This is a genomic window from Bradyrhizobium sp. 157 (assembly GCF_023073815.1).
Taxonomy (GTDB): domain Bacteria; phylum Pseudomonadota; class Alphaproteobacteria; order Rhizobiales; family Xanthobacteraceae; genus Bradyrhizobium.
Window position 1 is genome coordinate 76,283 of record NZ_JADPKF010000102.1, and the last position, 23,677, is coordinate 99,959.

Genomic DNA, 23,677 nt, shown 5'->3' on the forward strand with positions numbered 1-23,677 from the left:
CTCCCGGGACGAGCAGACCGGTTAGCCGGAATCCAGGCCTCCGGTATGCGCCACCCGCATGGATGGCGGCAGGTTCCACGAACAATTCTTTCTGGAAATTCAGATGGTTACCTGCGTACCAACCTCGACCACCCGTCCCGTCGGGATCTGGAAATAGTCGGTCGCGTCATTCGCCGACCGGCTCATCGCGATGAACATATGATCCTGCCAGAGCGGCATGCCCGACTGCGCCGAGGGCTTGAGCGACCGCCGCGACACGAAGAACGACGTCGCCATGATGTCGAACTGCCAGCCGAGCTTGCGTGCGATCACCAGCGCCTTGGGGACGTTCGGCGATTCCATGAAGCCGAACCGCAGCCGGACGGTAGAAAACTTCTCGCTGATGGTTTCCATCTTGACGCGTTCTGAAACATCGACCCGCGGCGTTTGTGCGGTTTCGATAGTCAGGATCACATTGTGTTCGTGCAGCACCTTGTTGTGCTTGAGATTGTGCATCAGCGCGGTCGGCACGAAGCTCGGATCCGAGGTCAGAAACACCGCCGTGCCCTTGACGATGTGGGGCGGACGCTTTTCCAGGCTCTTGATCAGGTCCATCAGGGGCACCTCGATGCGCCGCGTCTTGGCGGTTAGAATCGCGGCGCCGCGGCGCCAGGTCCAGATCATCACCGCGACCGCGGCGCCGAACAATAACGGCACCCAGGCGCCGTCGAGCAGCTTCAGCAGATTGGCGGCAAAGAAGCTCATGTCGACGACGACGAAGGGCAAAATCACGGCTGCCGCCGTCGCCGCGCGCCAGTTCCACAATTTCCAGATCACGACAAAGCCCATGATGCCGTCGACGACCATGGTCGTTGATACGGCAATACCATAGGCGGAAGCGAGGCCACTCGAGGTGCGGAACAACAGCACCAGCAGCACGACCCCAATCAGCAGCATCCGGTTGACGCGCGGCAGATAGATCTGACCGGCATGCGCTTCGGAGGTGTAACGGACCTCGAAGCGCGGCAATAGACCGAGTTGCACCGCCTGGCGGATCAGCGAAAAGGCGCCTGTGATCACCGCTTGGCTCGCAATTACGGTCGCGGCGGTAGCCAGCACCACGAGTGGTATCAGCAGGATCTCTGGGACCATCCGGTAGAACGAGTTTTCGATCGCCGACGGATCGGACAATACCAGCGCGCCCTGTCCGAAATAATTGATCAGCAACGACGGCAACACGAAAAATAGCCAGGCGGTCTGGATCGGCTTGCGTCCGAAATGGCCGAGGTCCGCATAGAGCGCCTCGCCGCCCGTCACTGCCAGAAACACCAGGCCCATCGTCACCAGTCCGACGACGCCGTGGGAAAGCATGAACTGGATCGCATACCAGGGATTGATCGCCAGCAGCACCGTAGGATCGTCGCTGATGTGGACAAGGCCCATCACCGCCAGCGTAACGAACCAGATCACCGTGACCGGCCCAAAGAGCGAGGCGACGCGCGCGGTGCCGCTGCTCTGCACCGAGAATAGCACGACGAGAATGAAGATCGTCAGCGGCACCACATAATGTTCGAGCGCGGGCGTGACGAGCTTGAGACCTTCGACCGCCGACAACACCGAGATCGCGGGTGTGATCATGGAGTCGCCGATGAACATCGAGGCGCCGACCACGCCGAGCGCCAATAGCGGCCAGCTCCGCCGGCCCAGCGCCCGCTGACCCAACGCCATCAGCGAGAGCGTACCGCCCTCCCCATTGTTGTCAGCGCGCAACAGCAGCAGCACATATTTGGCCGTCACCACGATCAACAGCGACCACAGGATCAGCGAGAGCACGCCGAGGACGATGATGCGCGATACCGGCTGGCCTTCGGCCGCGTGGGTGGCGGCCTCGCGGAACGCATACAACGGCGAGGTGCCGATATCGCCGAACACGACGCCGATACTGCCCAACGTCAGGGCCCAAAAGCCAGAGGTGGCCCGCCCCTCATGGGCTTCGGTTGATGTGACGCTGACAGTCATGATGGAGAAGGAACGTTCTCGTCGTTGAATTGATCCGGGCGGCTATCGGCGCTTCCGCACAGCCTGTCAATCATCGCGCGACCATAACACCACGCACGATCCGCGACTGGCGCAAAGTAGCCACAGCGCCGCGCTGGTATTATGGTAGTCGAGTCGTATTACGGCTTCAGGTTAGGCGGAAGCGGTGGATTTTCGCGCATCAACGTGATGGTAACGCGACGGTTTGCCGGCAGTGTCGGATCGTCGGGAAACAGCGGCTGGCTGTCGGCCTTGCCGCCGACGGCATAGATGTGGGATGCGGGCAGCCCTTCGCGTTCGAGGATCTGGCGCACGGCGTTGGCACGGTCCGCCGACAGATCGAAGGCACCATATTCGCCGCGTGATGGCAGGAAGCCGGCAGAGGTGTGGCCGACAATGTTGAGCCGCAGCGGTGTCGCCTTCAGCGGCACCGCCAGTTTCTGGATCAGCCGGCGGGTGCGGTCGTACGGGACCTTGGAGCCGTCAGCGAACATCGAGCGACCATCCTGGTCGACGATTTCCAGATTGAGCCCCTCTTTGGTTTCCTCGAACATGATGTTCTTGGATATTTCCGTCAGTTCCGGCATGTCCTGCAGCGCCTGGCGCAACGAGGCCGCGGCGAGCGCGAATTCGCGATCGACTTTCAGGCGGGCGCCGATTTCGCGCTGACGGTCCTTCTCGTCGGGTGTCGGGGTATTGGAGGCTTCCTCGGGCGAAATATGCGCGACATTCTTCAGCTTCGGCCGCGTCGGCAGGCCATCGGATTCAACGATTCCCGAATGCCGCGACTCGGTCTGCACCCCGAACGCTTCGCGCATCGAGCCGGCGACGATCTTGAGCTTCTGCTGGTCCTGGCTGGAGAACGCGACCAGCATCACGAAGAACGACAGCAACAACGCCATCAAATCGGCGAACGTCACGAACCAGCCGTGACCGCCATGCGCCTCTTCGCGTTTTTTCTTGGCCATGTTTTATGCCCGCGCCTGGATGCTATCAGCCGATCAGGCCGGGACCAGTTCGCCTTCCTCGTGGCGATGCTTTTCGGGCAGGTACGCCAGCAGCATCTCACGCACCAGCGCCGGGCTTTTGGAATCGCGGATCATCAGAATGCCGTCGATGATCAGCGTGCGGTTGGTTTCCTCGTCGATCAGTTTGCCATGCAGTTTGTCGGCGATCGGCAGGCAGATGAGGTTCGCGACGACGGCACCGTAAAGCGTTGCCAGCAAGGCCACGGCCATGAACGGACCGAGCTTCGAGGGGTCCGACATGTTCGAGAACATCTGCACCATACCGAGCAGTGTGCCGATCATGCCGAACGCCGGCGCGCAGTCGCCGATCGCCCGATATATCTTCGAGCCCTCGTTCAGGTGCATCAGAAAATTGTCGCGGTCGCGCTCCATGTTGTCGCGGATGAATTCGAGGTCGTAGCCGTCGGCTACGTAGCGAATGCCCTTGGCGAGGAACGGCTCATCGGTCTCGACCTTTTCTAGCCCGACCGGGCCTTGCTTGCGGGCGATTTCGGCGATGCGCGCCAGTTCGTCGACCAGGTCGCGCGCCGCGAGCCGGCTCATGGTGAAGGCGAATTTTGCACCCAGCGGCATGCCGTGCAGGATCGCGCTCAGCGGGAAGCGGATCATGGTCGCGGCGAACGAGCCGCCGAAGATGATGATGACGGCGTGGATGTCGTAGAACATCCGGAAATCACCACCCATCAGGATTAGCGTCGACAGTACGATGATGCCGGCTACCAGGCCAACGAGCGTGGTGATATCCATTCTGAACTCCAACGCGTACGCGAACTACCGGCCATCCTGACCGGTCGCGCGCTCCATCCGGAGCTGACGCAGAGGAACCCTACGTCGGCGCAATTAAAGAGCCGTAAAGGTTAAACTCGAACAGCGATCGTAAAATTGCGGGTCCGCGGCCGGCGCGATCTCAAGGATTCGCTAACCATAGCGGGCCGGTCGGTTTCTCGTTGGCCGTCATTGCGAGGAGCGATAGCGACGAAGCAATCCATATCTCCGCTTGTGGCGCTTTGGATTGCTTCGCGGAGCCTGTCATCGGGCGCGCATTCGCGCGACCCGTTGGCTCGCAATGACGGGATAGATCTACGACTGCGACTGGCGCTCACTGCGCCTGGATGCCGATTCCGGCTGACTTGATGATCGGCCACCATTTTTCGATCTCGGCCTTCTGAAAGGCGGCCAGCCCTTCCGGCGTCTGCTGCGCGCGCGGCGCGACATCGAGGCCGAGTTCGGTAAAGCGCTTCTGGATCGCAGGATCGGCCAGCGCCTCGGTTGTCGCCGCGTTCAGCTTGGCGATGATCTCCTTCGGTGTGCCCTTCGGCGCCCAGAAGCCGAACCAGCCGGACATGTAGAGACCAGGCACGCCGCTCTCGTCGGCGGTCGGAATGTCCGGCATCGAGGCCGAGCGCGTGGGCGAGAGGTTGGCGAGCGCCTTGATCTTGCCGGCGCGAATTTGCGGCAGCGCCACCGCGCCCTGCACCACCAGCAGATCGACCGTGCCTGAGACGAGATCGGTCATGGCAGGCCCGGCGCCGCGATAGGGAATGAACTGCACCTTCTGCTTGGTCAGGTTCTCGAACAAAACACCAGTGACGTTCGCCGCCGCATTCTGGTTGACGAAATTGATCTTGCCGGGATTTTCCTTCATCCACGCCACGAGTTCGGCCAGCGTGTTCGCCGGCAGGTCTTTCTTGGCGACCATGAGCTGCGGATTGTTCGAGACAAGCGCGATTGGCTCAAAATCCTTTTCGAGGTCATAGTCGAGCTTGTAGATGATGCTGCCGACATGGGTGTCCCACTGGCCGATGTCGAACGTATAGCCGTCGGGCGCGGCGCGCGCGACGCGGCCGACACCAATGCTGCCGCCGGCGCCGCCGATGTTTTCGATCACGACCGACTGCCCGAGCGTTGCCCGCATCCGCTCGCCCATGATCCGCGCGGCAGTATCGGTCGATCCGCCCGGCGGGAACGGCACAACCAGCGTGATCGGCCGCGAGGGATAGGTTTGTGCCTGCACGGCTGCGACACCGAGAAGGAACGATAATGACAGTGCCGCCCAGAACCGTCTCATAGCGCTCCCCCCGTTTGTTAGATCCGACTTTTCGTCAGTGAATCTCCGCCGAGCGCTTCAGCGCCTCTTTCAGCTTTTCCAGCGTGAAGTCCGGGCTGCGCGCGATCTCCAGGATCGGCGTTTCGCGCCGGCCGCAGAGTTCGGCGGCCTCCGGAATCTTCGCCGCGATGTCGATGGGGATCACGATCGCGCCGTGCTGGTCGGCATGGATCAGATCGTCGGAATGCACCGTCATGCCGGCGACGCGCACCTCGCCGCCCCAATGTTCGGCATGAACCCAGGCATGCGACGGTCCGATCGAACCGGCCAGGGCCTGGAAGCCCGGCGCCCATTGCGGGATGTCGCGGATCGAGCCGTCGGTGATGACGCCGAGGCAGCCGAGCGCCTTGTGCACGTTGCTCTGCACCTCGCCCCAGAACGCGCCGTAGCCGACATCGGCGCCGTCGATATCCTGGATCACGGTGATGCGTGGGCCGAAGCCGGTGCCGACATATTCGTAATAGGCGATGCGGCGCTTCGCCTGCTCGTCGGCGGGAAGCGTGGATTTGAGCACCGAGCGGATCGTCACCGTGCGGGCGTAGCCGACCATCGGCGGCAGGTCGGGAAACGGGCAGACCAGCGGCTTGGTGGTGTAGCCGATCAGGCGGCGCTCCGGCGCCACGATTTCCATCGCATTGCAGATCGTCGGAGTGTCGTAGCGCGCCAGCGCCTCGAGGACGGAAGCAGGCAGCGGGGCGGTAACGGCTTTGTTCACGGCGTTCTCTCCTGATTTTTCGGCCCGGCTCTTTGAGGCCGTAGGTCGCTAAGCCCTATAGCCGAGATTGCAGGAGAACCCAACTCAGCAGCGGCTCATGGCAGCTATATCGGAGAGTGGCGAGGCCGCTCAGTTCAGCCGCGCCGGCCGTTCGTCCTCGGTATCATCGGTGGCCGGCGAAAAAGTCGCCGCTGGAGACGATGGTGCGGCGGCTTCAGCCGTCGTCGCAGCCGGCTGCGCCGCGGCAGCGTTGCGCTCGTGGTCGCGATAGGATTTCCAGCCCCAAGGCAGGCTTACGAGGTAGAGCACCGAGCCGATCGACAGGATATGCCAGGGATAGCCGATCAGAAGCGCGACGAAGAACACGACGGAGACGAAGACCGGCAGGACCATTTCCGGCGGCACGCGCATCTTCACCGTCTTGCCGGAAAATACCGGCAGCCGCGACACCATCAGGAACGCGATCACCAGCGTATAGGCGGCGGTCAGCGTTGCCGGCGGCTTGGGGACGCCGAGAAACGCCAGATAGAACGGCAGCATCGCAAGGATCGCGCCAGCCGGCGCTGGCACGCCGGTGAAATAGTTCGCCGCAAAAGCAGGCTTGTTCGGATCGTCGATACTGGCGTTGAAGCGCGCAAGCCGCAAGCCACCCGCGATCGCAAACACCATCGCCGCGATCCAGCCGCCGTTGTTCAGCTCCTGGAGCTGCCAGAAATACAGCATCAGCCCGGGCGCGACGCCGAAATTGACGAAATCCGCCAGGCTGTCGAGCTCGGCGCCGAATTTCGACTGGCCCTTGATCATGCGCGCGATGCGGCCGTCGACCCCGTCGAGCACCGCCGCGAATACGATCGCGGCGACGGCGAGCTCCATCCGCCCTTCGATCGACAGGCGGATCGCCGTCAGCCCGGCGCAGATCGCGAGCAAAGTGATGACGTTGGGCACCAGCATCCGTACCGGGATCGGGCGAAACCGGCGGCGGCGCAATTCAGGGTATTTGGGGTCCGGGATCAGCATGCAAGCCATTATATAGCAAGCGCTGGCCCGGTTTGCCATTGGCAGCCGCCTGGCCATTCAGGCGGCCGAAAGTGATTAATCGGCGCGAAAAGTCCGGCCCTGCTCGGTCGAGCCGAAATCGGCCAAGATCGTCTCGCCGGCAATTGCCGTTTGGCCCTCTGAAACCAGCGATCTCGTGCCTTCAGGCAGATAGACGTCCAGACGTGAGCCGAAACGGATCAGGCCGAACCGCTCGCCGGCGCCGATCGACTGGCCTTCCCGCACGAATGAGACAATCCGCCGCGCCACCAACCCGGCGATCTGGACCACGCCGATCCGGCCGTTCGTGGTCGAGATCACCAGCGAGTTGCGCTCATTGTCTTCGCTGGCCTTGTCGAGCTCGGCATTGATGAAGGTGCCGGGCCGGTAGGCGATACGGTCAATGCGACCCGCCACCGGGCTGCGGTTCACGTGGCAGTTGAACACGCTCATGAAGATCGAAATGCGCGGCAGGGGCCGGTCGCCGAGACCGAGTTCGGCCGGCGGCAGCACCTGCGCAACCATCGAGACGCGGCCATCGGCCGGCGACACCACGATGCCATCGCGCACCGGCGTGACGCGGACGGGATCGCGGAAGAACAGTGCGCACCAGATGGTCAGGACGGTGCCGATCCAACCCAGCGGCGTCCAGATCCAGAACAGGATCAGGCTGACCAGCGCAAAGCCGCCGATGAAGGGATAGCCCTCGGGATGAACAGGCGGGATCTGCGCGCGGATGGAATTCGCAATCGACATTAGGGCTCGCTGTTATCTGGCCGACTTCGCTGCCTTTGGAAGTAGCGCCGTATTTGGATTATTCCGCGGCAGTTGCCAAGGGATCTTTGGACAGGGGATCTCTGGCCGGCCCTTTGGGTGGATCATTGAGCGGATCATCGACCGGCGGCGGGGCGCGGTTCGGCGCTTCGTTGCCTTCGTCGATCTGGGCAAGCTTCTCCCGCGCCGCTTCGGCTTCGCGCTGCCTATTCCACATGCTGGCATAAAGCCCGCCGGCAGCCAAAAGCCCGACGTGGGTGCCGCGCTCGGCGATGCGGCCTTGATCCAGCACGATAATTTCATCGGCGCCGACGATCGTCGAGAGCCGGTGCGCAATCACCAGCGAGGTGCGGCCACGCGAGACGCGCTCCAGCGCTTCCTGGATTTCGTGTTCGGTGTGGCTGTCGAGCGCCGAGGTCGCCTCGTCGAGCACCAGGATCGGCGGCGCCTTCAAGACCGTGCGCGCGATCGCCACGCGCTGCTTCTCGCCGCCCGACAGTTTCAGCCCGCGTTCGCCGACCTGGGTTTCGTAGCCCTTGGGCGAGTTGCGGATGAAGCTGTCGATCTGCGCCAGTTGCGCCGCCTCTTCCACCTCGGCATCGCCGGCGTCCCAGCGGCCATAGCGGATATTGTAGCGGATGGTGTCGTTGAACAGCACGGTATCCTGCGGCACCATGCCGATCGAGGCACGCAAGCTCGCCTGCGTGACGTTCCTGATATCCTGGCCGTCGATCAGGATTTTGCCGCTGGAGATGTCGTAGAGGCGGAACAGCAACCGCGAAATCGTCGACTTGCCGGCGCCGGAGGGACCGACGATCGCAACCGTCTTGCCGGCAGGGACCTCGAAGCTGAGGCCTTTAAGGATCGGCCGCTCCGGATCATAGGCAAAGCGCACGTCCTCGAAGCGCACATTCCCGGCGCTGACCACGAGCGGCGCGGCGCCCTCGATATCCTTGATCTCCGGATTGCGCGACAGCACGTTGAACATCTTCTCGATGTCGATGATCGCCTGCTTGATCTCGCGATAGACCATGCCCATGAAGTTCAGCGGCTGGTAGAGCTGGATCATCATGGCGTTGACCATAACGAAATCGCCGACCGTATTGGTGCCGTTGCGCACGCCGATCGCGCACATCAGCATGGTCGCGGTGAGGCCGATCGTGAAGATGACCGCCTGCCCCGTATTGAGCACCGCCAGAGAGGTGTAGGTCTTGACGCTGTTGTGCTCGTAGCGCTCCATCGAACGATCGTAGCGCTCGGCCTCGCGCTGCTCGGCGCTGAAATATTTCACCGTCTCGTAATTGAGCAGCGAGTCGATCGCCTTGGTGTTCGCTTCGGTGTCGGAATCGTTCATCTTGCGGCGGATTTCGATCCGCCATTCGGTCGCGATATAGGTGTAGTACATGTAGATCACGACCGTAATCGCGGTGACCAGCACGTAGCGCCAGTCGAACTGCCACAGCAGCACTGCCATCAGGAGCGACACTTCGACGATCGTCGGGATCAGTTGCAGGATCACCATCCGCACGATCACCTCGATGCCGGTGCGGCCGCGCTCCAGGACCCGCGTCAGGCCGCCGGTCTTGCGCTCCAGATGAAAGCGCAGCGACAATTCGTGCATGTGAACGAAGGTGATGTAAGCAAGCTTGCGCACCGCATGCATGGCGACACGGGCGAAGATGCCGTCGCGAAACTGCGTCAGCACCGCCATCAAGACGCGCACCGCGCCGTAGCTTGCCGTCATCAGCAGTGGCGAGGCAATCAGCCACAGCATCCAGTTCGAAGCTTCGACCGGCGCCGTGCCCATGCCGTTGAGCGCATCGATCGCCCATTTGAAGGTGAACGGCACCGTCAGCGTCGCGAGCTTCGCAGCGAGCAACAGCACCATCGACCAGACCACGCGCATTTTCAGGTCGGCGCGGTCGCCGGGCCAGATATAGGGCCACAGGTGAACCAGCGTCCCGATGAGGGTCGCCTTTTCGGGAGCGTTGTCGGCCGGCAGCTGGGCGGTCGCGGTGTGCGAATCAGGATCAGCCATCACTGAAGCGCCCAACGCAAGATGGCGCACCGGCCGCCCTCAGATGGTTTCTGATGATCTGCATATGTCCGTCATATAAAGCGTTTAACTCTCCCGTACAGCCTTGAAAGATAAATCTTTCCCCCGTTTGGTTTGATTTCGGGCCTATTTCTGCTGCATCAGCGAAGTCAACCAGACTTGAGGTTTTCTGGGTGCAGTGCCACATGGTCTCCATGGATCAAATCAAAACTGTCTGTGTCTATTGCGGCTCCGGCGCCGGCTCCAGCCCCCGCTTTGTCGAAGCCGCCCACGCCTTGGGAAAGAGTTTTGCCGAGAACAAAATCCGGCTCGTTTATGGCGGCGGATCAGTCGGGCTGATGGGTGCGATTGCCCAAGCAACGCTGGATCACGGCGGCCTTGTCACCGGCATCATCCCGGATTTTCTGAGATCGCGCGAACATATGTTGACGCGCGTTCAGGAGATGATCGTCACGCCCGACATGCACGAACGCAAGCGGCTGATGTTCGAACGCTCGGACGCCTTCGTGGCGCTGCCTGGCGGCGTCGGTACGCTGGAGGAACTAGTCGAGCAGATGACCTGGCAGCAACTCGGCCGCCATTCCAAGCCGGTGCTGCTCGCCAACATCGATGGCTTCTGGGAGCCGCTGATCGCGCTGCTCGCGCATATGCGCGAAACCGAGTTCATCCGTCCGTCGCTTGACGTCGATATCCTCAAGGCCGAACGGGTCGAAGACATCGTGCCGCGCCTGCGTGCCGCCGCCGCCCGCGCGCCTGAAGGCACCAAGGAGATGACGCCGGAGGTGGCACGAAGGCTGTAGGCCACCACGGCTTCACTCGCTCGGAAACGTCACGGCCTCGATGCGATTGCCATCGGGATCGATGACGAACGCGGCGTAATATTTGACGCGATCGTGGGGGCGAATGCCCGGTGCGCCGTCGGAACGGCCGCCGGCGCTGAGCGCGGCCGCATGAAACGCGTCGACATCGGCGGGGGTCCTGGCGCGAAGGCAGATGTGGGTCCCGATTTCGGGCGCGACCGGCGCCATGCCAGCGCGCAGGTTGATCCAGAATTCGGGGTAGGTTTTGCCGAAGCCGATCGTGGCGGGACGGGTGACAAGGCGTGAGAGGCCGAGGGCGGCCAGCGTTGGTTCATAGAAGCGCGCGGAGCGTTCGAGGTCGGCGACGCCGACGGAGACGTGATCGATCATGGAAATGGCCCCTGCTCTCTCCCCGTCATTGCGAGCGAAGCGAAGCAATCCATCGCACACCGCTGCACTATGGATTGCTTCGTCGCTTCGCTCCTCGCAATGACGGCGTGTGCGGCACCGCCTTACATCCCTCACACCGGTGCGCCTGATTTCACCAGCTTGTAGACCACCGAATCCATCAGCGCCTGGAACGAGGCATCGATGATATTGGGCGAGACGCCGATCGTGGTCCAGCTTTCGCCGTTCTCGTCCTCGCTCTCGATCAGGACCCGCGTCACCGCTTCCGTGCCGCCATTGAGGATACGCACGCGGTAATCGATCAGCTTCAGGCCTTCGATGTATTTCTGATATTTGCCGAGGTCCTTGCGCAGCGCCACGTCGAGCGCATTCACCGGGCCGTTGCCTTCGGCTGCCGAGATCAGCCGCTCGCCGGCGACATCGACCTTCACCACCGCAAGCGCTACCGTGATACGCTGGCCGTTGGCATTGTAGCGCTGCTCGACATTGACGTCGAACTGCTCGACCTTGAAATATTCCGGCACCCGGCCGAGCGTGCGCCGCGCCAAGAGGTCGAACGAGGCGTTGGCGGATTCATAGGCATAGCCCGCCGCTTCCCGCTCCTTCAATTCTTCGACCAGACGCGCCAGCTTCGGATCGCTCTTCTCATAGGTGATACCGGCGCGGTCGAGTTCGGCCATGACGTTGGAGCGGCCGGCCTGGTCCGACACCAGCACCTTGCGGTGATTGCCGACGGATTCAGGCGAGACGTGTTCGTAGGTCTGCGGATCCTTCAGGACGGCGGAGGCATGAATGCCGGTCTTGGTCACAAACGCGCTTTCGCCGACGTAAGGCGCATGGCGGTTTGGCGCGCGGTTGAGCATGTCGTCCAGCGTCCGCGACACCTTCATCAGCGTCGCCATTTTCTCCGCGGTGACGCCGATCTCGAACGCGTCGGAAAACTCGTTCTTCAGCCGCAGCGTCGGGATCAATGAACAGAGATTGGCATTGCCGCAGCGTTCACCGAGCCCGTTCAGCGTGCCCTGGATCTGCCGCGCACCCGCGCGCACCGCGGCCAGCGAGTTCGCCACCGCCTGCTCGGTGTCGTTATGGGCGTGGATGCCGACATGGCTGCCCGGGATGTGCTTGGTGACAGCGCCCACGATGGTCTCGATCTCGTGTGGCATGGTGCCGCCATTGGTATCACACAGCACCACCCAGCGAGCCCCGGAATCATAGGCCGCCTTGGCGCAGGCGAGCGCGAAATCGGCATTCTCCTTGTAACCGTCGAAGAAGTGCTCGCAGTCGACCATCACCTCGCGCCCCGCGGCCTTGGCGGCGGCGACGCTGTCGCAGATCGAGGCGAGGTTTTCCTCGTTGGTGGTCTCGAGCGCCACCCGCACCTGATAAGCGCTGGACTTTGCGACGAAGCAGATCGCATCGGCCTTGGCTTCGATGAGCGTCGCCAGTCCCGGATCGTTCGAGGCCGAACGGCCGGGACGGCGCGTCATGCCGAACGCGGTGAATTTTGCATGTTCGAGTTTTGGCTTTTCCGCGAAGAACTCGGTGTCGGTCGGATTGGCGCCGGGATAGCCGCCCTCGACGTAGTCGATACCGAGTTCGTCCAGCATCTGCGCGATGATCTGCTTGTCATGCAGGGTGAAATCGACGCCGTTGGTCTGCGCGCCATCACGAAGCGTGGTATCGAACAGATAGAGACGTTCGCGGCTCATGTTGGCGCTCCCGGCGCGGCAGTATCGGCCAGCGTCTTCTGCATTGTGGTATTGGCCAGCCATTCGCCGTTGAGCGAGACGGTGTTGCGCTGCTTGGCGGTGTAGCCGCGCTTCCTGAACAACGGCTCCGCAGTATCGCTGGCATCGACCGTCAGGCTTTTGGCCCCCCGTGCGCCCGCCAGTTTCTCCAGCGCGTCGACCAGCATCGACGCAACGCCCTGCCCTGCCACACTCGGATGGACGTACAGCATGTCGATATGGTCGGCACCCTTCAGCGAGGCGAAGCCGACCGGCGCGTTCTGGATGGTCGCGATCAGCGTCAATTGCCCGGCGAGCTTGTTGCCGAACGCCGCTTCGTCCTCGGCCGCCTGAGCCCAGGCTTCCTGTTGCGCTTCGTTGTAGTCGTCGCCGGTCAGCTCCTCGATGGCGGCAACGAAGATCGCCGCCAGCATCGGAACGTCCGCCGGCAAAAACGGCCGCAAGCCAGGTTTGGGCAATGCCTGTCCCATCGCGTCAAATCACTCCGAACAGTCGCAGGGCCAGTATGACCGCGGCAACGATCAGCGCCCACTTGATGAAGATGTAATAGCGCCAGTGTTTGGGAAACGGGGTATCGGGTTCGTCCATCACGCGATCTCCCAAGTGGTTACAGGTTTTCCGTCCTTGTCCTTGCCGTCCTTGATGGCAACGCCCATCGTGGCGAGCTCATCGCGAATGCGATCGGATTCCTTGAAGTCTTTTCGTGCGCGCGCCGCCGCGCGATCCGCAATCAGGCGGTCGACGTGTTGTGGATCGATACCGCTCGCCTGCTGCTTCCGCCCCTTCCACTCCGCAGCGCTCATCGAGAGGAAGCCGAGCAGGCGAAGCGACGCCGCAAACTCGCCGCGTTCCCGCGCGCCGCCGGACGCTGCCGCGTTGCGCAGGCTGTGCAGGACAGCCATCGCCAGCGCCGTGTTGAGGTCGTCATAGAGCGCCTCGATCATGGCCGGCGACGGCTCGGTGGCCACGGCGTCGGCTGCGATCGCGTACCAGTCATCGAGCGTCTTCGCGCTCTCTTCCACACCCTTCGCGGTCCAGTCGAGTGGCGAGCGGTAATGCGTCTTGAGCATGCTCAGACGCAGCACCTCGCCCGGCCAATCGGCCAGCAATTCGCGGATCGTGAAGAAGTTGCCGAGCGACTTCGACATCTTCTCGCTCTCGATCTGCAGGAAGCCATTGTGCATCCAGACATTCGCCATGCGGTCGGAATGGAACGCGCAGCAGGTCTGCGCGAGTTCGTTCTCATGGTGCGGAAACACCAGGTCGATGCCGCCGCCATGGATGTCGAACTTCTCGCCGAGGTGCTTCCAGGCCATCGCCGAGCATTCGATGTGCCAGCCGGGGCGGCCTTCCACCTTGATGCCCGATGGCGACGGCCATGACGGCTCGCCGGGCTTCGACGGCTTCCACAGCACGAAGTCGGTATTGTCGCGCTTGTACGGCGCAACGTCGACGCGGGCGCCGGCGATCATCTCGTCGAGCGAGCGTTTTGACAGCGCGCCGTAGCGCGGCATCACGGAATTGGCTTCGTTCATCGCCTGCGGCGAAAACAGCACGTGGTCTTCGGCGACATAGGCAAAGCCGCCAGCGACCAGCTTTTCGATGATCGCCCGCATCTCCGGGATGTGTTCGGTCGCGCGCGGCTGCACCGTCGGGGCCAAGCAGCCGAGCGCGGTGACGTCGTCCTGATACTGCTGATACGTCTCTTCGGTGACCTTGCGGATCGCCTCGTTCAGCGGCACGCCGGGATAGTCGCGCGCGGCGCGGACGTTGATCTTGTCGTCGACGTCGGTGATGTTGCGGACATAGGTCACGTGATCGGCGCCATAGCGGTGGCGCAGCACGCGAAACAGCACGTCGAACACGATTGCCGCGCGGCCATTGCCGATGTGGGCAAAGTCATAGACCGTCGGTCCGCAGGCGTACATGCGGATGTTGTCGGCATCGAGCGGCACGAACGGCCGCTTCTCCTTCGTCAAGGTATCGTACAGACGCAGTTCCATGGACCCATCCCTTGCGGCCGGGCGTCCAGTGATCTCATTTTTGAGAAAAGACGGCCTCAGCCAGCGAATCGCTAGCTAATAATCTCGCGGCAAATGGCGCAGATGGCGAGGAGACCGTTCATGGTTCCACCATTGCGGTATCGCAAGCACGCCGTCAAGGCCTTGCTTGTGCCCGATTTGGGGCCGATCAGGCCGCCGAACCCCCGCCATTTCGCTGCCGCCCTCGGCCTTCATGGTTAATCATTATTAACGCTTTGGGCCTATTTCTGAGGGCGGTCTCTTCCCGCTGCCGGTGCCACCATGCGACTTTCCTCCGCACTCATTGCCTGTGCCTTCGTGCTCGCCGCCTCGGCCGCGTCCGCTGACAGCCGCGTCTTCATCGTGGCCAACCAAGCCGACGGTTACGGCGTAGACGAGTGCCTCGCCAGGGGCGACAAATGTGGCGCCTACGCCGCCCGCTCCTATTGTCAGTCACGGGAATTTGCGCAGGCGACCGCTTATCGTCGGGTTGAGCCCGACGAAATCACCAGCGCGGTTCCGATCGGCGGCGGCGACAAGTGTTCAGGCCCGGCGTGCCGCGAATACGTCGCCATTACCTGCGAGCGCTAGAGCCATTAATTCCGTAATTTCAAGGGCCGGTTTGCCACACCCGCGCCCCGGAAACGACGTGACGCTGCCCCGAGAAGCAGCTATTGGATGCGGCCTTGGCCGCAGAACGCCGCCTTGGCCGCGCCATCAGGCTTTTTGAGCCGCGCGGATCAGCTCTCAATGGCCGGATATGCTGGAAATTCGCAACGCTCCCCTCTCCCTTCGAATTTTGACCTGCGCCATCCTGCTCGGCATCTCCGCCCCGAGCGCACCCGCTTTGGCGCAGACGAACGAAGACGCCATGGCGCAGATAAACCAGGACGCCCCGCCACAACAGGGCGCGCAGGCCAATCCAATCTGCATCCGGCTCGAAGGACAACTGGCGACGATCGACCGTGGCGCCGGCACCGGCGACCCGGCCAAGGATGAACAGATCCGCCGCTATCAGGAAGCCCAGGCCAAGCAGCAGGCCGAGCTCGACCGAATCACGCTGCAGGCCAGGCGCATGGACTGCGAAAGCTCGGGCTTCTTCTCGCTGTTCAACGGCCGTTCCGCCCAGTGCGGCCCGGTGAACAACCAGATCCAGCAGATGCGCGCCAATCTCGACCAGATCACCACCAGCCTAGAGCGGCTGCGCAGCGGCGGCATTGGCGGCGCGGACCGCGAAAACCAGCGCCGCTCGGTGCTGGTGGCGCTCGCGCAGAACAATTGCGGTCCGCAATATGCCGCGGCCGCGCGCGGCCCAGGCAACTTCATCGACAGCCTGTTCGGCAACAACCAGACGCTGCCGCCGCCGAGCGCCGATCTCGCCGCGCCATCCGGCACCTTCCGCACCGTCTGCGTCCGCAGCTGCGACGGCGCCTATTTCCCGGTCTCATTCGCGACCGTGCAGGCCCGCTTCCAGGACGATGAGAGGACCTGCAAGGCACTGTGCCCGGCGGCTGAGGCGAACCTGTTCGCCTATCGCAATCCCGGCGAAGACATCAACCAGGCGGTCTCGATCAACGGCCAGCCTTATTCTTCACTGCCGAACGCATTCAAATTCCGCACCGAGTTCAACGCATCCTGCTCCTGCAAGCCCGCGGGCCAGACCTGGTCCGAAGCGCTGAAATCCGTCGACGACAAGGCGGCGGTCGAACAGCAGGGCGACATCATCGTCACCGAGGAAAGTGCGAAGCGGATGCAGCAGCGCGGGCAGTCGAAAGGCGCGCCGCCGCCCAAGAAGGGCGCCGCGCCCGCAGGCACCACCGCCGCCGCGCCTGCACCGACGACGGCTCCGGCTGATGCGACCGCTACGACCAACGACAAGGACAAGCCGATCCGCACCGTCGGTCCGACCTTCATCCCGCCGAAGCAGTAGAGAAAGCGCCCTACCCCTCGAACGCATCCGCCGAGGCGCGGCCGGCGCGGGCGACCAGTTTTTCGTCGGGTGCGGGCAGCGCCTTGCCGTTGTCGCGGAAGCGGTTGGTGATGGGATAGCGGCGATCGCGGCCAAAGTTCTTTTCCGTCACCTTGACGCCCGGCGCGGCCTGCCGCCGCTTGTATTCGGCGACGTTGAGCAGGCGATCGATCCGCGTCACCATTTCAGCCGGGAAACCGGCCGCGATGATCGTGGCCAACGGCTCCTCGCGCTCGACCAGACGTTCCAGAATCCCGTCCAGCATCTCGTACGGCGGCAGCGAATCCTGGTCGGTCTGGTTCTCGCGCAGCTCCGCCGTCGGCGGCCGGGTAATGATGTTGACCGAGATCACCTCGCCTGACGGCCCGAGCGCGCCATCCGGCTTCCACTCGTTGCGCAGACTCGATAGCCGGAACACTTCGGTCTTGTAGATGTCCTTGATCGGATTGAAGCCGCCATTCATGTCGCCATAGATCGTGGCGTAACCAACCGACATTTCCGACTTGTTGCCTGTGGTCACTACCATCGCGCCAGTCTTGTTGGAAATCGCCATCAAGAGCGTGCCGCGGGTGCGCGCCTGCAAATTTTCTTCGGTGATATCGCGCGGCAGCCCCGCGAACGGGCCGGAGAGGATTTTCTCGAAGCCGTTCACGGCATCCGCAATCGGCAGCACCTCGTAGCGGATGCCGAGCGCCTTCGCGAGTCTTGCAGCGTCGTCCAGTGACACCTGCGCGGTGAAGCGGAACGGCAGCATCACGCCGCGAACCTGGTCGGCGCCGAGCGCATCCACCGCAATCGCCGCGCACAGCGCGGAATCGATGCCGCCGGAGATGCCGAGCAAGACGCCCGGAAAGCCGTTCTTGCGGACGTAGTCGCGCAGGCCCAGCACGCAGGCGGCGTAATCGCCCTTGTCGCCCTCGAGCAGGGGCACTATGGGGCCCGAGCAGCGCCAGCCGTCGGCGCTCTTGGTCCAGCGCAGCGTGGTGATGTTTTCCTCGAAGGCGGGCAGTTGCGCCGCCACCGACAGATCAGCGTTCAGCGCAAACGACGCCCCGTCGAACACCAGTTCGTCCTGCCCGCCGATCTGGTTGAGATAGACCAGCGGCAGCCCGCTCTCGGTGACGCGGGCAACGGCAATCGACAGCCGGAGGTCGTTCTTGTCGCGTGCGTAGGGCGAACCGTTCGGCACGAGAAGGATTTCCGCGCCGGTCTCGGCGAGGCATTCGACGACGTTCTCGTATTCTTCGGACTCTTCGAGCCAGATGTCCTCGCAGATGGGGACGCCGACCCGGATGCCCTTGACCGTCACCGGCCCGGAAGCCGGTCCCCGGGAGAACAGCCGCTTTTCGTCGAACACGCCGTAATTCGGCAGGTTCGCCTTGAAGCGCAACGCGGCGATGCTGCCCTGATCAAGCAGCGCGCAGGCGTTATAAAGCTTGCCGTCCTCGACCCAGGGCGTGCCGATCAGAACAGCCGGACCACCGCCCGCAGTCTCGCGCGCCAACTCTTCGACCGCTGCGCGGCAGGCGGCCTGGAAGGCTGGCTTCAGCACCAGATCTTCCGGCGGATAGCCGCAGATGAACAATTCGGGCAGCAGCACGAGATCGGCGCCATCGGCCGCGGCCTTGTCACGCGCGGCGCGGGCCTTGGCGGCGTTAGCTGGCACGTCGCCGACCGTCGGGTTCAACTGCGCCAGCGTGATCGTAAAAGTGTCAGTCATGGAAGCGATGGTGCCTTGCACAAGAGCAAACTGCAATTGCTGCCTTGATAGCGTTTTGGAGCGAAAGCCTGCCCCGGACAGGATCCGGGGTGGACACCCGTTCGCGTGAAGAAAACGCCTCAAAACAAGAACTTAGATATGCGGTTCTGATGCCAATCAGAACCGCATATCTAAATGGCGCCTATGCGTTCGGCGAGGGCGAACAGCCAGAACAGGCCGGCCATCAACAGCGCCACGCCGACCGCCGCCGACCCCATGTCCTTAACCTGGCCGATCTTCGGATCGTGATCGGTGGTCAGGCGGTCGGCAAGCTTTTCGATCGCGGTGTTGAGCAGCTCGACCACCAGGACAAAAGCGACGGCCGCAACCAGTTCCACGCGGCGCATGGTGGTCGTGCCGATCAGCCAGGCCAACGGCACCGACAGCACCAGCGCGATCAGTTCCTCGCGGACGGCCTGCTCCGAACGGATCGCAAAGGCGAGGCCGTTACGCGTGTTGATGGTGGCCCGCCAGAGTCGCAGCAAATTAAAGTCCCGCTGCGGCCGGCATCGGCTGGGCTTTACCCGCGCGTTCCTGCTTCAGCAGTTCGGCAATCAGGAAAGCCAGATCGATCGATTGTTCGGCGTTGAGGCGGGGATCGCAGACCGTGTGGTAGCGGTCGTTGAGGTCCTCGTCGGTGATGGCGCGCGCGCCGCCGATGCATTCGGTGACGTCCTGGCCGGTCATCTCCAGATGCACGCCGCCAGCATGGGTGCCTTCGGCGGCGTGGATCGCGAAGAACGACTTCACCTCCGACAGCACCCGGTCGAACGGACGGGTCTTGTAGCCTGATGTCGAGGTGATGGTGTTGCCGTGCATCGGATCGCACGACCAGACCACGATCCGCCCTTCCCGCTGTACGGCGCGGATCAGCGGCGCCAGATGATCGCCGACCTTGTCCGAGCCGAAGCGGTTGATCAGCGTCAGCCGTCCCGGCTCGTTGTCGGGATTGAGGATGTCGATCAGCTTGAGCAACTCATCCGGCTTCAGCGAGGGACCGCATTTCAGGCCGATCGGGTTCTTGATGCCGCGGAAATATTCGACATGGCCGTGGTCGAGCTGGCGGGTGCGGTCGCCGATCCAGATCATATGGCCTGACGTCGCGTACCAGTCGCCGGTGGTGGAATCGACCCGCGTCATGGCCTGCTCGTAACCCAGCAGCAGCGCCTCGTGGCTGGTGTAGAAATCGGTGGCGCGCAGTTCGGGATGGCTTTCGAGGTCGAGCCCGCAGGCGCGCATGAAGTTCAGCGCGTCGGAAATTCGATCCGCCAGTTCCTTGTACCGGCGGGACTGCGGCGAATCCTTGAGGAAGCCCAGCATCCACTGGTGCACGCTGCCGAGATTGGCAAAGCCGCCGGTCGCAAACGCGCGGAGCAGGTTCAGCGTCGCCGCCGACTGCCGGTACGCCATCAACTGGCGCTGCGGATCGGGGATACGCGCCTCCGGCGTGAAAGCGATGTCGTTGATGATGTCGCCGCGATAGCTCGGCAGCTCGACGCCATTGACTTTTTCGGTGTTCGACGAGCGCGGCTTTGCGAACTGCCCGGCGATGCGGCCGACCTTCACCACCGGCAGCGCGCCGGCATAGGTCAGAACCACGGCCATCTGCAGCAGCACGCGGAAGAAGTCGCGGATGTTGTTGGCGCCGTGCTCGGCAAAGCTCTCGGCGCAATCGCCGCCCTGCAGCAGGAAGGCCTCGCCGGCCGCCACGCGGGCCAGCGCCTTCTTCAGGTTGCGGGCCTCGCCAGCGAACACCAGCGGCGGAAACGTAGCAAGCTGCGCCTCGACGTCGGCCAATGCCTTGGCATCGGGATAATCGGGGACCTGCAGCACCGGCCTGGTGCGCCAGCTGTCGGGCGTCCACCGCTCGGACATGACGTTAACTCCTGAGCAAAAACCGCAACTTATCGACGGTTACGAAGGCCGGGTTATACACAGGCCGCGGGCCGACCGCCAGTTAGATTTCCGGTAGTCCTGACAAGCTCTTGCGGCGAAATCCGAATTCGCATTTGCTATGGCCGCTCGCAAAGCTGGCAGGAGAACACGGTGGCCGAGCCGGGGCTGGACGACATATTTAGCGACGATATTACGGTGCCCGCGACAGATGGATACCCCCTTGCCGCGACGCTGTTTCTGCCCCGCGGGGCCAAGCGCCATGCGGTCCTGGTCAATTCGGCAACCGCCGTTCCCCGCAAGCTCTACCGGGGTTTTGCCGGCTACCTCGCCCACCGTGGCTGCGCGGTTCTGACCTACGATTATCGCGGCACCGGCGACTCTAGGCAGCAGGCGCTGACCGGCTCAATCAGGCCGAAATCGCTGGTCGGCTTCAAGGTCTCGATGTCGGACTGGGCAGCCCAGGATATCACCGCGGCGGTCGCCTGGATGCGCGAGCGTTACAAGGCGCTGCCCTTCGCCTATGTCGGGCATTCGTTCGGCGGCCAGGCGCTCGGCCTGTTGCCGAACAATTCGGAAATTTCGCGCGCCCTCTTGATCGCCGCGCAAGCCGGTTACTGGAAACTGATGACGGCGCCGGAGCGCTACCGCGTCTATGTCCTGCTGAATTTCATCGGCGTCCCCTTAACCCGCGCCCTCGGCTACATGCCCGGCAAAGCCGGCCTCGGCATGGATCTGCCAAAGGATGCATTCCTGCAATGGGTCCGCTGGGTGATGAGCCCGCGCTATCTGTTCGATGATGCCAGGCTCGAAGCCGTGCAGAATTTCCCGAACTACAAGGGCGCGCTACGCGCACTCTGCATGTCTGACGATCCCTGGGCGACACGGCCGGCGATCGAATTGTTGTGTTCGGGATTTACCTCGACCGCGCCCGAGATCATCACAGTGAGGCCTGCAGATACCGGCGTGAGCAAGATCGGGCATATGGGATTTTTCCGGCCCGAGCATCGCGACACACTGTGGCGCGGGGCCGCGGAATGGATTCAGGCGGAGGAGTAGCTTACCTCACCACGCCGGCCGCGTCGCCGTCGTCGCCGGGCAAGACGTATTCGACCGCCAGCAGCCCTCCTTCAACGATGAGAAACGCAACCGCGCCGCCTAGCCAGCCGAAGAACGCAATTGCAAAGGCCAACAGGAGCAAGGCGCATACGACATCCGCCAGGATCTTGCCGCTCCGCTCGATCGCGTCCTGTCCTCTGGAAAAGTAAGCCATGGCCTCTCCGTCCACGTGCCATCAACCACCGATGCAACGTGGCACAAAGACGGGAGTTCCGTTCACCCCTCGGCATCACCGCCCCGGTCGCGACTTTACGCGTGCTCCGGCAAGGCCGGACGTTCTCCGTCCGGCTGTTGAAACCAGTTCCCATTTTCCGAATTAGCCTTCTCAATGAGGCGAGAGGCCACCCATGGAAGGAATTCGCAACGCCGCGCATCTATGCATCGATATGCAAAACATCTTCGCAAAGGGCGGCGTGTGGGAAACGCCATGGATGGAGAAGGTATTGCCGGTGATCTCGGAGATTGCCGCGCGATATCCGGAGCGGACGGTATTCACGCGCTTCATCACGCCCGAGCGGCCGCAAGATCGTCGCGGCCAGTGGCAGGCGTATTTCACCAAATGGAAGCGCGCGACGCGCGGCGAACTCGCACCCGGTGCGCTCGATATCGTGCCGGCGCTATCACGATATTCACCGCCGGCCCTGGTCGTCGACAAGCCCGCCTACTCGGCGTTCTTCGGATCGCGGCTCGGTCATCTGCTCGTCGAGCGGCATGTCGGCACGGTGGTTGTGTCAGGCGCGGAGACCGATGTCTGCGTGCTCGCCACGGTGCTCGGCGCGGTCGATCTCGGCTTCCGCGTCGTCATCGTACAAGATGCGCTGTGCAGTTCCTCGGACACCGGCCATGATGCGCTGATGACTATGTATCGGACGCGGTTCAACGAGCAGATCGAGTTGGTCAGCGCCGCGGAACTATTCGACATGTGGCGTCCGGAATAGATGCGCCGGCGGGCCCCGGAACCGGCGCTCCCGCTACAACGTTGAGACGGCAGCAATCATCGCGCGAAAGGATCGATCCATGGCGGCGCCGGACATTCGCAAGGAAATGCCGCCCGTCAAATTGCCGCGCGAGGAATTCGAGAGGCGCTATCGCGGCCGCTTCGTCGATCCGGTCTTCCAGCCGCTTCAGCGCGAGCTCGACGCCATCGTCGCGGCGGCATGGGACGCCTATAGCCATTCGCGCAAGGCCCCGCTGACCCGCAAGGCAGGCGCGGGCTTCGCCGATCCCGAGTACGAAATCGCGGTGGACTGGCTCGCCGCACGCGAGGCCATTCTCGAAGCGCAGCGGCGCCACGACGACGCCGCCGCGCAGCCGCGCATCCTCATCATCAACGGCTCGGCGCGCAGCGAGCATACCTGCCCCGGCGAGACGTCCAAGACGTGGCGGCTGGTCAAGCTCGCCGAGCCGGTGCTGATCGAAATGGGATTTGCGGTCGACATTCTGGATCTGTCGCGGCTAACGTCGGAATATGGCCGGCAGATTCATCCCTGCAAATCCTGCATCGCCACCGCGATGCCGCTCTGTCACTGGCCCTGCAGTTGCTATCCAAACTATTCGCTCGGCCAGACCGACGACTGGATGAACGAAATCTATCCGCTCTGGGTGGCAGCGCACGGCATCCTGATCGTGGCGCCGGTGAACTGGTATCACGCGTCGACGCCGCTGAAGGCGATGATGGATCGCCTGGTTTGCGCCGACGGCGGCAATCCCGATCCGACGTCCACCCACGGCAAGCACGCTGACCAGGCCAAGGCGCTCGAATTGAAGGGCTGGCCGTATCCGCGCCATCTGGCCGGCCGGCATTTCGGGCTTGTGATTCACGGCGACAGCGGAGGCGCGGAGACGATGCGCCGCTCGCTGTCGGACTGGCTGACCGACATGGCGCTGATCTCGGCCGGCCGCACCGCCGAAGCCGAGGGCTATGTCGGCTACATGGAGCCCTACGCCACCTCGCATCAGGCGCTGGATGAGGACCGCGAATTCCACGACGAAGTGCGCAATGCGGCACGCGCGCTGGGCAATGCGGTGAAGTTGGCGCGGGCGGGGAAGCTCAAAAATCCCGCCGAGGGGCTCGTCAATCCAAATCCGAAATAGCTATGTAGGAAGGGTGGAGCGACTTGTCCGCCGTAGCTCGCCAGAGCGAAGGCAGAAGCGATACCCATCACCTCTCCGCGCAAGAAATGATGGGCTTCGCTGCGCTCGACCCCCATCCTACACGCCTCCCGC

General features: G+C 63.1%; 22 protein-coding genes. 6 read left to right on the forward strand and 16 right to left on the reverse strand.

The window, feature by feature from the left end:
- Positions 1–99: 99 nt before the first annotated feature.
- The 8 genes from IVA95_RS32155 to IVA95_RS32190 form a co-directional block, all read right to left on the reverse strand.
- The gene (locus IVA95_RS32155; protein WP_247514146.1) at positions 100–1,998 is read right to left on the reverse strand and encodes a potassium transporter Kup; all 1,899 of its coding nucleotides are present in this window, start codon (positions 1,996–1,998) and stop codon (positions 100–102) included.
- 158 nt (positions 1,999–2,156) lie between these two features.
- Complete coding sequence (locus IVA95_RS32160; protein WP_247514147.1) at positions 2,157–2,984, reverse strand: flagellar motor protein MotB; 828 nt, start codon at positions 2,982–2,984, stop codon at positions 2,157–2,159.
- A gap of 33 nt (positions 2,985–3,017) precedes the next feature.
- A complete protein-coding gene (locus tag IVA95_RS32165) occupies positions 3,018–3,791 on the reverse strand; it encodes a MotA/TolQ/ExbB proton channel family protein (RefSeq protein WP_213252955.1) in 774 nt (257 codons plus the stop codon).
- 352 nt (positions 3,792–4,143) lie between these two features.
- Positions 4,144–5,112, reverse strand: coding sequence for a tripartite tricarboxylate transporter substrate-binding protein (locus IVA95_RS32170; RefSeq protein WP_247514148.1), 969 nt, complete (start codon positions 5,110–5,112; stop codon positions 4,144–4,146).
- Between the two features lie 34 nt (positions 5,113–5,146).
- A complete protein-coding gene (locus IVA95_RS32175; protein ID WP_065745282.1) occupies positions 5,147–5,866 on the reverse strand; it encodes an RraA family protein in 720 nt (239 codons plus the stop codon).
- A 129-nt stretch (positions 5,867–5,995) separates the two neighbouring features.
- Entirely contained in the window at positions 5,996–6,883 is an 888-nt protein-coding gene (locus IVA95_RS32180; RefSeq protein ID WP_247514149.1) for a phosphatidylcholine/phosphatidylserine synthase, read from the reverse strand.
- Positions 6,884–6,958: 75 nt separating this feature from the next.
- A complete protein-coding gene (locus IVA95_RS32185; RefSeq protein ID WP_247514150.1) occupies positions 6,959–7,657 on the reverse strand; it encodes a phosphatidylserine decarboxylase in 699 nt (232 codons plus the stop codon).
- 58 nt (positions 7,658–7,715) lie between these two features.
- Positions 7,716–9,713, reverse strand: a complete 1,998-nt coding sequence (locus IVA95_RS32190) for an ABC transporter ATP-binding protein/permease (RefSeq protein ID WP_247514151.1) — start codon at positions 9,711–9,713, stop codon at positions 7,716–7,718.
- A gap of 212 nt (positions 9,714–9,925) precedes the next feature.
- Here IVA95_RS32190 and IVA95_RS32195 point away from each other — a divergent pair, with 212 nt between their 5' ends.
- Positions 9,926–10,531, forward strand: coding sequence for a TIGR00730 family Rossman fold protein (locus IVA95_RS32195; RefSeq protein WP_247514152.1), 606 nt, complete (start codon positions 9,926–9,928; stop codon positions 10,529–10,531).
- Between the two features lie 12 nt (positions 10,532–10,543).
- On the opposite strand, the gene IVA95_RS32200 is transcribed toward IVA95_RS32195, so the two are convergent.
- From IVA95_RS32200 to cysS, 4 genes are all read right to left on the reverse strand, one after another.
- Positions 10,544–10,921: a VOC family protein gene (locus IVA95_RS32200; RefSeq protein ID WP_247514153.1), complete on the reverse strand. Its 378-nt coding sequence runs from the start codon at positions 10,919–10,921 to the stop codon at positions 10,544–10,546.
- A gap of 131 nt (positions 10,922–11,052) precedes the next feature.
- Positions 11,053–12,651, reverse strand: a complete 1,599-nt coding sequence (gene cimA / locus IVA95_RS32205) for a citramalate synthase (protein WP_247514154.1) — start codon at positions 12,649–12,651, stop codon at positions 11,053–11,055.
- Positions 12,648–13,160 carry a GNAT family N-acetyltransferase gene (locus tag IVA95_RS32210; protein WP_247514155.1) on the reverse strand — a complete coding sequence of 171 codons (513 nt, stop codon included), beginning with the start codon at positions 13,158–13,160 and terminating at the stop codon, positions 12,648–12,650. The genes cimA and IVA95_RS32210 overlap by 4 nt, the downstream gene beginning before the upstream one ends.
- A 117-nt stretch (positions 13,161–13,277) precedes the next feature.
- On the reverse strand, positions 13,278–14,693 hold the full coding sequence (gene cysS / locus IVA95_RS32215; RefSeq protein ID WP_247514156.1) for a cysteine--tRNA ligase: 1,416 nt from the start codon (positions 14,691–14,693) through the stop codon (positions 13,278–13,280).
- Between the two features lie 300 nt (positions 14,694–14,993).
- Between cysS and IVA95_RS32220 the strand changes: the two genes are divergently transcribed.
- Both IVA95_RS32220 and IVA95_RS32225 read left to right on the forward strand, forming a co-directional pair.
- Positions 14,994–15,302, forward strand: a complete 309-nt coding sequence (locus tag IVA95_RS32220) for a hypothetical protein (protein WP_247514157.1) — start codon at positions 14,994–14,996, stop codon at positions 15,300–15,302.
- Between the two features lie 280 nt (positions 15,303–15,582).
- Positions 15,583–16,641, forward strand: a complete 1,059-nt coding sequence (locus IVA95_RS32225; protein WP_247514158.1) for a DUF2865 domain-containing protein — start codon at positions 15,583–15,585, stop codon at positions 16,639–16,641.
- 10 nt (positions 16,642–16,651) lie between these two features.
- Here IVA95_RS32225 and IVA95_RS32230 read toward each other — a convergent pair whose 3' ends face one another.
- From IVA95_RS32230 to IVA95_RS32240, 3 genes are all read right to left on the reverse strand, one after another.
- Complete coding sequence (locus IVA95_RS32230) at positions 16,652–18,400, reverse strand: NAD+ synthase (RefSeq protein WP_247514159.1); 1,749 nt, start codon at positions 18,398–18,400, stop codon at positions 16,652–16,654.
- A 170-nt stretch (positions 18,401–18,570) separates the two neighbouring features.
- The gene (locus IVA95_RS32235; RefSeq protein WP_247514160.1) at positions 18,571–18,924 is read right to left on the reverse strand and encodes a diacylglycerol kinase; all 354 of its coding nucleotides are present in this window, start codon (positions 18,922–18,924) and stop codon (positions 18,571–18,573) included.
- Between the two features lies 1 nt (position 18,925).
- The gene (locus IVA95_RS32240) at positions 18,926–20,314 is read right to left on the reverse strand and encodes a 3-deoxy-7-phosphoheptulonate synthase class II (protein ID WP_247514161.1); all 1,389 of its coding nucleotides are present in this window, start codon (positions 20,312–20,314) and stop codon (positions 18,926–18,928) included.
- A gap of 171 nt (positions 20,315–20,485) precedes the next feature.
- On the opposite strand from IVA95_RS32240, the gene IVA95_RS32245 reads away from it, so the two are divergent.
- A complete protein-coding gene (locus IVA95_RS32245; protein ID WP_247514162.1) occupies positions 20,486–21,391 on the forward strand; it encodes an alpha/beta fold hydrolase in 906 nt (301 codons plus the stop codon).
- A gap of 1 nt (position 21,392) precedes the next feature.
- Here the strand turns inward: IVA95_RS32245 and IVA95_RS32250 are convergent, their stop codons facing one another.
- Positions 21,393–21,605 carry a hypothetical protein gene (locus IVA95_RS32250; RefSeq protein WP_247514163.1) on the reverse strand — a complete coding sequence of 71 codons (213 nt, stop codon included), beginning with the start codon at positions 21,603–21,605 and terminating at the stop codon, positions 21,393–21,395.
- Between the two features lie 193 nt (positions 21,606–21,798).
- Here IVA95_RS32250 and IVA95_RS32255 point away from each other — a divergent pair, with 193 nt between their 5' ends.
- Together IVA95_RS32255 and IVA95_RS32260 are read left to right on the forward strand one after the other, a co-directional pair.
- On the forward strand, positions 21,799–22,389 hold the full coding sequence (locus IVA95_RS32255; protein WP_247514164.1) for a cysteine hydrolase: 591 nt from the start codon (positions 21,799–21,801) through the stop codon (positions 22,387–22,389).
- A 79-nt stretch (positions 22,390–22,468) separates the two neighbouring features.
- Positions 22,469–23,545: a flavodoxin family protein gene (locus tag IVA95_RS32260; protein WP_247514165.1), complete on the forward strand. Its 1,077-nt coding sequence runs from the start codon at positions 22,469–22,471 to the stop codon at positions 23,543–23,545.
- Positions 23,546–23,677 lie beyond the last annotated feature (132 nt).